The 10,251-nt window shown below is 58.1% G+C and carries 10 protein-coding genes and 1 pseudogene (1 of these 11 cut by a window edge); 3 read left to right on the top strand and 8 right to left on the bottom strand.

What is annotated here, in order from left to right; genetic code table 11:
* Positions 1-202, top strand: a 202-nt coding sequence (locus ACFFAR_RS08020) for a hypothetical protein (protein WP_375507726.1), incomplete at its 5' end; no start/stop codon positions are given.
* Positions 203-246: 44 nt separating this feature from the next.
* Here the strand turns inward: ACFFAR_RS08020 and ACFFAR_RS08015 are convergent.
* From ACFFAR_RS08015 to ACFFAR_RS08005, 3 genes are all read right to left on the bottom strand, one after another.
* Positions 247-378, bottom strand: a complete 132-nt coding sequence (locus ACFFAR_RS08015; protein ID WP_256701002.1) for a hypothetical protein — start codon at positions 376-378, stop codon at positions 247-249.
* An 81-nt stretch (positions 379-459) separates the two neighbouring features.
* Entirely contained in the window at positions 460-1,668 is a 1,209-nt protein-coding gene (locus ACFFAR_RS08010) for a hypothetical protein (protein ID WP_174363564.1), read from the bottom strand.
* A 432-nt stretch (positions 1,669-2,100) separates the two neighbouring features.
* Positions 2,101-3,165, bottom strand: a complete 1,065-nt coding sequence (locus ACFFAR_RS08005) for a sugar-transfer associated ATP-grasp domain-containing protein (RefSeq protein WP_174363565.1) — start codon at positions 3,163-3,165, stop codon at positions 2,101-2,103.
* Between the two features lie 586 nt (positions 3,166-3,751).
* Between ACFFAR_RS08005 and ACFFAR_RS08000 the strand changes: the two genes are divergently transcribed.
* Together ACFFAR_RS08000 and ACFFAR_RS07995 are read left to right on the top strand one after the other, a co-directional pair.
* Positions 3,752-4,762, top strand: coding sequence for a glycosyltransferase family 2 protein (locus tag ACFFAR_RS08000; RefSeq protein WP_375507725.1), 1,011 nt, complete (start codon positions 3,752-3,754; stop codon positions 4,760-4,762).
* A gap of 53 nt (positions 4,763-4,815) precedes the next feature.
* Positions 4,816-6,123 (top strand): oligosaccharide flippase family protein, encoded by a 1,308-nt coding sequence (locus tag ACFFAR_RS07995; protein ID WP_174364923.1) that lies wholly within the window; start codon positions 4,816-4,818, stop codon positions 6,121-6,123.
* Positions 6,124-6,128: 5 nt separating this feature from the next.
* On the opposite strand, the gene ACFFAR_RS07990 is transcribed toward ACFFAR_RS07995, so the two are convergent.
* The 5 genes and pseudogenes from ACFFAR_RS07990 to ACFFAR_RS07970 form a co-directional block, all read right to left on the bottom strand.
* Complete coding sequence (locus ACFFAR_RS07990; protein ID WP_174364924.1) at positions 6,129-6,797, bottom strand: HAD-IA family hydrolase; 669 nt, start codon at positions 6,795-6,797, stop codon at positions 6,129-6,131.
* Positions 6,798-6,829: 32 nt separating this feature from the next.
* Entirely contained in the window at positions 6,830-7,801 is a 972-nt protein-coding gene (locus tag ACFFAR_RS07985; RefSeq protein WP_375507724.1) for a hypothetical protein, read from the bottom strand.
* Between the two features lie 3 nt (positions 7,802-7,804).
* Positions 7,805-8,848 carry a hydroxyacid dehydrogenase gene (locus ACFFAR_RS07980; protein WP_375507723.1) on the bottom strand — a complete coding sequence of 348 codons (1,044 nt, stop codon included), beginning with the start codon at positions 8,846-8,848 and terminating at the stop codon, positions 7,805-7,807.
* A gap of 85 nt (positions 8,849-8,933) precedes the next feature.
* The gene (gene alsC / locus ACFFAR_RS07975; protein WP_062002336.1) at positions 8,934-9,923 is read right to left on the bottom strand and encodes a D-allose ABC transporter permease; all 990 of its coding nucleotides are present in this window, start codon (positions 9,921-9,923) and stop codon (positions 8,934-8,936) included.
* A 20-nt stretch (positions 9,924-9,943) separates the two neighbouring features.
* Positions 9,944-10,251: pseudogene (locus ACFFAR_RS07970) on the bottom strand (sugar ABC transporter ATP-binding protein) (it continues 1,207 nt past the right edge of the window).

Genomic DNA, 10,251 nt, shown 5'->3' with positions numbered 1-10,251 from the left:
GCAGTTGTACCTCGACGGCAAGATGGAACAATTCTGGATGCGGGATAACGGTGTTGGCGTGATCTTTCTGATGAGCGTCGATTCCGTCGAAGAAGCTGATAGCCTCTTGAAGGCACTGCCGCTTGGTGTCGATGATCTGCTGACCTTCGAGCTTTATCCGATCGTCCCGCTCGCACCGCTAGGTACTTTGATCGGGCGTTAGCACCATGACACGAGGTCTGGAGGCGGACCTCGCGTATTTCGTTTTCAAGCGTCTCGATCTTCCTGGTCGTCCGCTGCGGCGTCCAGGTTCGCGTGCACGCTAAGCAGCAGCACCTCCAACTGTTCGTTTTCCTCCTGACTGAAACCGGTCAGCGCCCGGCGGCTCGCTAAATCCATGATGGATTTGCCATGCGGTAGCTGCCCGATAGCGGTGTGGGTGAGAGATATCAGGCAGGAGCGAGCGTACGCAAGCCCCTATCAAGTGTCCGGATTCGCGAGGATGAAATTGCGCATGGCGCTGTACTCAGGGTCGACGATCTTGCCGTCGATCAAGATGCCCCACGACGTATTGCCGCTGTCCAGGACGTAGTACATCACCGACTCGATGTTGTCCGTCTTGCGCGCCGCGTAGAAGCGGGTCAGCCGCTCGGTAATGTACGACGCGCGAAATGCCTGGCTGTCCTCGGGATTGGCGTTCCACTCCGTGATCATGAACGGCACGCCGTAGCGCTTCTTGCAGTACGCAGGAAGATCGAAATTCGGGCCGCCACCGTTCACGCCGATGTTGAAGATATCCCCGTAGACCTCGTAGTTGTGCCACGTCGTGATGTCCCAGCGCAGTTGCGGATGACCTGTGGTGCCATCGGGTTGGGTGCCGTCCCAGAGTGCATCGGACGCGCCGATATCCGCCACGCAAAAGTTGATGCCGCACTTCGCGCCCGGCTGCACCGACCTGACGCCATCCATCATGCCGCGCATCACGCCGCGCATTGCCGGCCAGTTCGTGTTATTGAAATCCGTGACCCTGTTGCCCGCCGACGATGAATCAATAACAGTCTGTGAGCGGCGTGTCAGTTCATTGCCGCATTCGTACATGGTGACGCCATATGGCATGAGCGCGGCGGCAATGGTCGATCCGGATTGAAAACCCTGGTTGTACGCGGCGGCCTCGCTGGTCCAGACCACGCCGGATGCGTCGGTCAGGCTTTCATCGATACAGACAAACAGGCTGATGCCAGTACCGACAAACGCCTTCGCCATATTCACCAGCGCATTCAGCGACTTCGCGTCGAAGCATGTCAGTCGATACGACGTGCATCCCAGGGCTTGCAGGATCGCGACAGTTTGCGACGGCGTGTACAGGTAGTCGTAGTGCCCGTTCATGCCATAGAACATGCCCGATGCAGCCTTGACCGCCGAGTCATCGGGAACTTCGACCGGCTCCGACGCTGCGGCGTCGGGTACAGCGACTTCCGATGCAGCGCCGCTGGCGGCAACGGGCGCGGCGGCAGCAGCCGGAGGCTGTGTAACGGTGACCGCGCTGCTCCCGGTGGGCGCTGCGGCAACACTTACGCCTTTAGAGGCCGCTGAGGAGTCCGAGCTGCCACCGCCGCCTCCGCATCCGGCGAGCGCATAGCTGCCGCCGAAGGCGCAAACGCGACTCAAAAATGAACGGCGACTGAGCATGACGAGTTTCTCCAACGTCGGAGTGGTCGACGAAAAGTTTTTGTATGACGAATTACGAGCCAGACACAGCTTGGCTTCGATGGGGTACCGACGAGCTCGCCTGCTAATAAATTGCATGGCGGTCAGCCGGGATGACGGCGATAATCCGCGCGCATCTTCAACCGCATTAACGGCAATGACGTCCGAATGTTTAGCGTCTGCTTAAATTTTTTTTTAACGGACGCGCGAATGAATAACTGCGGGCGGTGTTTTGAAGAGGATTGGGAGAGAATGATGAGGGCGAGTAATCTGCCTGCACTCCTCGCAGGCGAGCCCGGAAAACGGGCCGATTGCCCACAATGGTAGCAATCCTAACTAATTAAACAATGATCTTCGCCGCGCGGAGCGCGAAGATCAACAGATAAGATGAAGCCTGAAAGCGTGTGCTTTGATTCAGCTCTTCCGGGAGGGTTTCAACCGCTCCCATCGCAAGTCGGAGAAACAGGGACCTTGCGTGGCCTCGCTGAACTTGACGTCGTTATGTTCGGCGTTCCATTCCATGACCTGAACATTGCCGTTCATATCGACGGTCAAATCCCATCCGACGCATCGGGCAAAGGGAATTTTCTTGTGAAGTTCAAGCACGGTGCTGACGCATTTCGAAAAGGCCGGTACGCTCAGGCCATCGAACTTGATTCTGGAATCCGGATGCTCATCGAGCGCCATCCAGTTCGCCAGGTAACCTTGCGCGTACAGTTTGCCGTTAGCCAGATCCACGGGCACGCAAATCTCGCTGTCCGGTTGAATGTGAGTATCTGCAACCCGGCCAAGGCGTAAAAAGCATGCACGAATGGAAATCAGCCCGGCATCATCTACGACTGATGTAATCCTTAAAGTCGCCACAGCATTCGATGCGAAATCATTGAACAATTGATGTTGAACAATGAATCGCTGAATTACGCCATTTCCCAACGCCTTTATGCTGCCGACACTGAAGGTTTCCCGGTCGAAAAAGAAAACGCCCTTTCCTTGGAACGAACTGTCGACTTTAAATACGATTTTTTCCGTGTTTTGGAAAACAAATGCTTCGACCTCGGCTTCAGGAACTGCAACATGATCAGAGGTAAAGAACAGCCCATTAACAAAGTAAGCGATATCCGGAAAAGTATCGCTGCTAAAAATAATGCCGGATAAGGGCTTGAGGCTGGATATCTTTCCGTACGATCCTTTCATTCGGGGTACGACGACGCTCCCATAATAATTATCGGGAATCCAGCCTTCCTTGAACGTTCCAGTGAACGCGGCATAGACGCGGAGCCAAGGTGCATAACGGGCATTGCCGAGTACCTCCTGCGCGTAAGCATCAGCCAGCCTCAAGTTGACCGGGTCGGTCTTGCCGTTTTTCTTCTCAAGCGTCTTGAATATGATTCGGGCCTGCGACTCATGATCCTTGTCGAACTTGTGGCGTGCCGCTTTTTTAATGGATTTTCTGACTAATGTCTCAACATCAACGCGCATCGTGCATTTCCAGAGTTTTGTATGGATTTATTTAGGACGCCAATACTACCCCGGGCGCCCCCTTCTTCCCAAGCATACCCGGAATCCTCCGTCGGCAGGCGCACAGTAAGTCACGAATTACCCGTATTGGTCAAGATACATAATGAAAATGTAAGGCAATATAATGTAGTTGTTAAGAATTACTGAGCATATGCGGATACCACCATTTCGTTACAAGCTTATTGCAGAAAAAGATAAGAAGCCGAACGCGAAAATCCACTGCTAATTCCTCAGCTTAATCGGCCAATAGCTCCAGACTTTGCGCCGGGCAAAGGCGTCTGACGTTCTCGGCGGTTTATGCTTTACTGCAGCATAGTAGTTTGCTCCAAGCACGAATTTCGGGTCCCAGGTCGGCTTGTTGCAAGGCTTGGCGCATCGCGCAAAATCGCGTCTCAAGTCCTGATCCTGACTTCCAACCACAGTCCTTCAATCACCTGCACTTTCGAGATCTGACGAAATTGCGACGTCGCATGGGCCGATTTTGTTGAATTGGCCTGACAGACTCTCTCGATTGCCGCATGGAATCTCTAGCCAGCACCGAGGCCCTATGGAACCCGTCACGATCGTCATCTGCAACTACAACTACGAGCGCTTTCTCACGCAGGCAATCGAGTCGGCGCTTGCCCAGGACTATCCGGCCACGCGCGTGGTGATCGTCGACGACGGTTCGACCGATGGCTCGCGGGCGCTTATCGATGGATATGGATCGCGTATCTCGGCGGTCTTCAAGGAAAACGGAGGCCAGGTCTCGGCCTACAATCGCGCCGTGGATATCATCGATACGGACCACGCGATCCTGCTGGATTCGGATGACCTTCTCTATCCCAGTGCCGTGTCTGACGTGATGCGCGTCTTCCAGAGCGGCGACTATGCGAAGGTCCAGTTCCGCCTGGACGTGATCGACTCCGCTGGCGGTCTGATGGGAGTACACGTACCGCATTCGGAGCCGCCGGCGGATTGCGGCACGTTGCTAAAGCGCGGATGGCTGTACCCGTCGCCGCCGGCATCGGGCAATGCGTATCGCGTCAGTGCCTTGAAGCAGATTTTTCCGGTGCCCGAGTCAGCCATCAACCGCTACGGCGCTGATTTCTACGCCATATACGGTGTCGTGTTGCTGGGTTCCGTCGCAACGATTCCCAAGTCGCTCGGTGGATATCGGGTGCATCATACGAGTGCGCCCAGCGTGTCGTTTGCAAACGCAGAGAGCATGGTCAAGGGATCGAGCGCGCTCAGCATGCGATGGGCGACCTTGCAGAACATTGCACACTCGCGCCTGAAAGTCGATTTACCGGTATCGTTTCACGACTTCTCTCACGAGAAGGCGCATTTTTGCTCCCGCGTGTATCAGGCGCCGCTTGCAACTCGCTGGGGCTGGATGATGAGAGAGTCGCGCAGTTATTTGCATTCGATTATTGCAAACCCTTTCTGGAGCCTTAAAAAGAAAGTCGGGACGCTCGTGTTGTCGAGCATGTGCCTCGTACCTTATTCACCCTTGTCGGATTTCGCGGTCCGTTATATTGCCAACCCGCTAGGTCGCCGTCGCGCAGCAGCACGCTAAGCTTCGCAACAAGGCGATAAATTACGCCGCCTGGCGGGCTTAAACAAAGAAGTATGGATAAAAAAGAAAACGCCAAGATCCTAGTGTTCGTGTACGGCGGTTATGTGATGAGGTATCTCTATCTCATCATCGTCATTCCGTTTTATGGGCGGGTGCTTGGCGTGACGGAATATGGGCGCGTGCTTGCGGCCATGTCACTCATGAACGTGATCTGGATGCTTGCAAGCTACGGGTTCACTTTCGTCGGCATGCGCGATGTCGCGAAGTCTCCTGAGCGCAGCCACCACAACGATGTGTTCTCCCTGCATTCGAGCGCACGGATATTCACCGGTGCGGTCGGTCTGGCCATCGGTGTCATCGCCACGCTGTGCTCGCCTACGCTCTCCGAGCGGCCTCTCATGGGGCTTTTGGCTACCATGCTCGGGCTTGTGTCCGCATTGAACCTGGGCTGGCTGTTTCAGGGACGCCAGCGTTTTCGCACGCCGATCATCATTGAGGTCATCGGCTTTGCGATCAGCCTCGTTCTCATTTTATCGATAGTCAGAGGACCGCAAGACTCGGTATGGGTCGTCGCGAGCCTGCTGATTGCGGGCGTGATTTCATCAGTGATTTCGTACGGTCTGACGTTTGCACATGTGGGCTTGCCGAAATTTCGGGTGAGCGGCGTGATGGACCTGATGCGCGGGTCCACCATGTTGTTCGCTTACTCAACGGGGTCGGCTGTGCTGACGGCGTCGTCGACTTATTTGCTTACGTTGCTGTCTTCGCCGGATCAGGTGGGATATTTCGGCGCCGCCGAACGTTTTGCGACCATTGGGTTGAGCTTGATGGGTCCGGCCGCCCAGGTATTTATCCCGACCATCTCGCGGCAACTCGCACAAGGCGACACCGATGGCGCCCGCGCCAGCAGCCGGCGCGGCGCGACGTTGTTGATGGGGTACGGCGTGCTTGCGCTGCTGGCCGCATTGAGCCTGTCGCCGTTCCTCATGCCGTTGATTCTCGGCAAGGCTTTCACTCCAAGCGCACACGTCTTGCAGTGTCTCGCCGTGATGTTTCCGTTCGCCGCGTTCAACGAGTTCGTCGCGTTCTATGTGTTCGTGCCGCGCCAGAAAGACCGCTTGCTTGCCATAGCCGGGATCACGTCGGGTCTTGCCAACCTGGCTGCGGCGCTGTTTCTCGCGCCTTTATATGGCGCCATGGGCATGGCCGTTGCGCGCGTGATCGGCGAAGCCACCCTCACCGTCATGCTGGTCGGCCTGATGATTCGATCGGACATGATCGGACTGCTTCCGGGCGTTGGCCGCGCGGCGGCAATGGCGCGCGGCGTCTTCCAGCATGCCGGAAGCGGCAAGGATAAATGACCCGATCAGGCTATCCGGAACAGCAACTGGCCCTGGTCTTCGAACACTTTGACGCCAAGGAAATCGTGAAGATAACCTGAAGGCCCGAGGGCATCGATCTGCGCCACGTCAAGCGTAGAAGTCAACGCGATCACCTTCGACGCAGCCGCGAGTCCCGATGCAATCCCGGCTGCCGAATCTTCGAACACGAGCGCTTGCTGGGGCTCGGCTCCCAGCGCCTTCGCACCCGCGATAAACCCATCCGGCGCAGGTTTGCCGCGCGCAATGTCGTCGGAAGTAAAAAGGAAGCGGGGAATGGGCAGTCCTGCTGCCTGCATGCGGCGTATCGCAAGCGGCCGTTCGGCGGACGTCACGACCGCCCAGCGATCGTCCGGAAGCGATGCCAGCATAGCAAGTGCGCCCGGTATCTCGACAATGCCGTCCACGTTGTCGAGTTCACGCTGCTTCAGCGCGGCGGTATCGGCTTCCACATCCGTTCCCGGCGGCGCCAGTGCGCGGACCGTATCGATCACGCGCCGCCCCTGGCATTCGCGCAGGACCATGGCGGCGTCGAGCCCGTGGTGCGCCGCCCAGTCCGTGTACGCACGAATCACGGGCGCATGTGAATTGATCAGGGTTCCATCCATGTCGAAGAGAAGACAGGAGGTGCGGAATTCGACTTGAGTGAGCAGCATGAGGAAGATGAATGATGTCCAACCGGCAAACGCTAACGATGTTCCTCAACGCCGCCCGTGACCGCTTCGACCACGCTCAAAGTGGTCGACTCACGCGGCTGCAAGACGACCAGCGGTCCGTGCGATTCGATCTCGAAGTAGGGCAGTCGCGGTGCGTTGAAGACTTCTAGCGGCGAGCCATGAGCATACCTTGCATCGGGGAACACCGGGAAGCGCCTGCTCAACGTATGCCTGCCCTCCGGCAGATCGAACACTACGTGCGCTACACCCGGCGAATTATCGATGCCCAGTTTGAACTCGATTGGCTCGGTGCACCGTGTCGTGACGTGCTTGCTCGAACCCGTCACGAAACCGGATTCACGGACATCGCCCAATGGGCCTTTAGCGAGAAACGACGTCACCGATTCCCGCCAGTCCCGCTGCGCGTTTTCGATAACAACGTCAACCCGGCCAGGCCGCCGCAACATCAGCACGTCCCAGATTGCACATGGCCGCGCCACCTCGCTGCGGTTGCTGAGTTCATGCAACGTTGTCCATGAGCCATCGCGTGCTGACAACACAATGCGGCGCCGGACCTGCAAGCCGCTTTGCCGGCATACAGGGCTCAGCAACTCGACGCCCATCGACCGGCTGTCGAACCACGTGCTCACGACTTCGTAAGAACCGCTGTCCAGATCGCGCTGTGGCGCGCGTTTGGGCCAGTCCGACTCCGGCGCAACCCAGGTCTTGCCGCCACCCCATAGTGGAAAATCCCATTCGCCGCACAGCGTGCGCCATTGCTCCGCACTCCAGTCGGGCACGTGGCCGGCAAGCGCGTCGTTGACGTAGGCCAGCTCGACGCCCTCATCCCGGATGCTCATCAGCCTTCCGCCAATGGCGGGCACAACAGTCAACTCGACCACGCCCTGGCGCATCGATAACGCGTTCCATCCGCGATAAGCGGTCCATTTCAACTCGCGGCGAGTATCGGAGATTCCTGCAAAGTGCGATATGCGGCTCAGCATCGCTCAGCTCTTCGCCACCGGTTTGCTGCGCATCAGGCCGACTGTCTCGGGCTGTGCGATCTTGCACATCACGGGAGGCAAACCGCGCGCGATCAGTTCGATATCCGCCAGTGCACGACGGCCGATTTCACGCAGCACGGCACTCAGCGCGCCGGCCTGATGCGGCGAGAGCAACACGGTATCGATGGAACGCGCCCGATGTCCCGGCGCGAGCGGCTCTTCGGGAAAGACATCGGTCGCCACACGAATATGCCCTGACGCGGCTGCGTCGAGCATCGCATCGAAATCGACCACGCCGGCACGGCTCACGAGCACGAACGCGGCGCCTTGTTTCATCGATGCAAATTCATCGCGCGTGAGGAATCCCTGGTTCTGCGACGTCACGCCCGCCACCACGAACACGACCTGCGACTCGCGCAAGACCGTCTCAAGCGACGCCGCCTCGCAACCGAGCGACTCGAGGTATGCCGGCGGCAACCACGGATCGAACGCCTTCACCACGCCACGAAACGGCGCGATGAGCGGCAGGATTGCACGCCCGAGATCGCCCATGCCAATAAACCCCACGGGCGCGCCATAAAGCGAAAACGCGTCCCGGTTGGCATCGAGTCCATATTGTTCGGTGCCGTTGCGAAAGCGCCGGTCCGCATGGCTGATCCCGCGAGCCAGATCGATTGCCATGCCAAGCGCGGCTTCCGCCACCGGTTCCGCGAACACCGGGCTCACGTTCAGCACGCGCACGCCTTGTCTGAAGCACTGCGCATAGTCCACATTCGGAAGAAAGTTGCCCTCCACATTCACGATCGCGCGAAGATTCACCGCACGCGTCAGACGTTCGGACGGCATGTCGAGCTGCCCGACGATGATGTGCGCATCGGCTGCGTGCTGGTTGAAGATTTCATCGGTCACTGGGCCATCTGCGTGGATGAACACTTCGCCGAGCGCATGAAGACGTTCCAGATCGGCGGGGCTGAAAATGTCTTCGACGTTACGCGGGGAGGGCGCGATGAAAAGACGGATTTTCTCTGCGGCTTGAATCGAGGACACGGGATGCTCCAGGAAGGGAATGGCTGAAGCGGGAACGCGGTCAACGTCGACACGCGTCCACCGCAGATCTGATTGATTGGGAAACCTAGCGGGACTTCCGGGTGAACAGCTTGTCGGCCGTGACTGCCGCAATGATCAGCGCGCCCATCACGATCTGCTGATAATAGGTCTCGACGTTCATGATGTTCAGGATGTTGTTGATCACGCCGATGATCAGTCCGCCAATGACCACGCCCGTCACCTGCCCTCGCCCGCCAAAGAAGCTCGTCCCCCCGATGATCGCCGACGCAATGGCGAAGGTCTCGAACCCGACGCCCGCGTTCGGCTCGGCCGCAGCGGTCCGCGCGGTCGTGACAATGCCCGCGATACCCGCGCATGTCCCCGCGATGATGAACACCACCATGGTATGCAGCTTCACGCTGATGCCTGAATAAAACGCGGCTTGCGCATTGCCGCCGAGCGCGTAGATGTTGCGCCCGAGTTTCGTAAACTTGGTCAGGAACAACAGGAAACCCGCCACGACGACCGCAATGATGATGGGTACAGGTACGCCGAAAACACGCCCGGCGACGACATCTGTGAATGAACGGTCGAAGCCGAATACCGAACGCGAATCCGACACGATGAGCGTCACACCGCGATAAATCGCCGCCGTTCCCAGCGTGATGATGAAGGGATGCAACTGCGTGAGATTGACCAGGGCGCCGTTGATGGCGCCGAGCAACGCGCCCATGCCCACGCCGCCGATCAGCACCGCGAGCCAGACGGGCAAACCCGCCATCATCAGCTTGGCCATGACCATGCCGGACAGCGCCAGCACCGAACCAATCGACAAATCGATCCCTGCAATCAGAATGGTGAAGAACACGCCGCACGCGAGCAACACCATGACGGAGCTTTGCAACAGGACCTGCACGAGGTTGTCGCGGGTGAGGAAATATTGTGGCGATGCAATGCTGCACAGGATCAGCAACACGACCAGGATGCCGAAAGTGCCATACGTCTGCCAGATCGTGGCGAAATCGCGGCGCGGTGCGGCCGGCAACGGCGCACCCGAAGTATTCGATGGGTTCATTTTGCCTCCTTCGTGGTCGCTCATGAGGTGGCGACTTGCATGATCGATTCTTCCGTGGCGTCGGCGTTCGCAAGCGTGCTTGCCACCGTGCCGTCCTTGTACACCGCAATGCGATCGCACACCGCAATGAGTTCCGGCAACTCCGATGAAACCATCAGGATCGCCTTCCCCTCGTTCGCGAGGCCGCGCATGATCGAATAGATTTCAGCCTTCGCGCCTATGTCGATACCGCGCGTGGGTTCATCGAAGATAAAGAGGTCGCTTTGCGCCGCAAGCCACTTTGCGATGATCGCTTTTTGCTGATTGCCGCCCGACAGTTCGATGATGT

The sequence above is a fragment of the uncultured Caballeronia sp. genome (genome assembly GCF_964243625.1).
Taxonomy (GTDB): domain Bacteria; phylum Pseudomonadota; class Gammaproteobacteria; order Burkholderiales; family Burkholderiaceae; genus Caballeronia.
The sequence above is the reverse complement of the archived record's forward strand: the minus strand, read 5'-3'. Positions and strand labels throughout refer to the sequence as shown.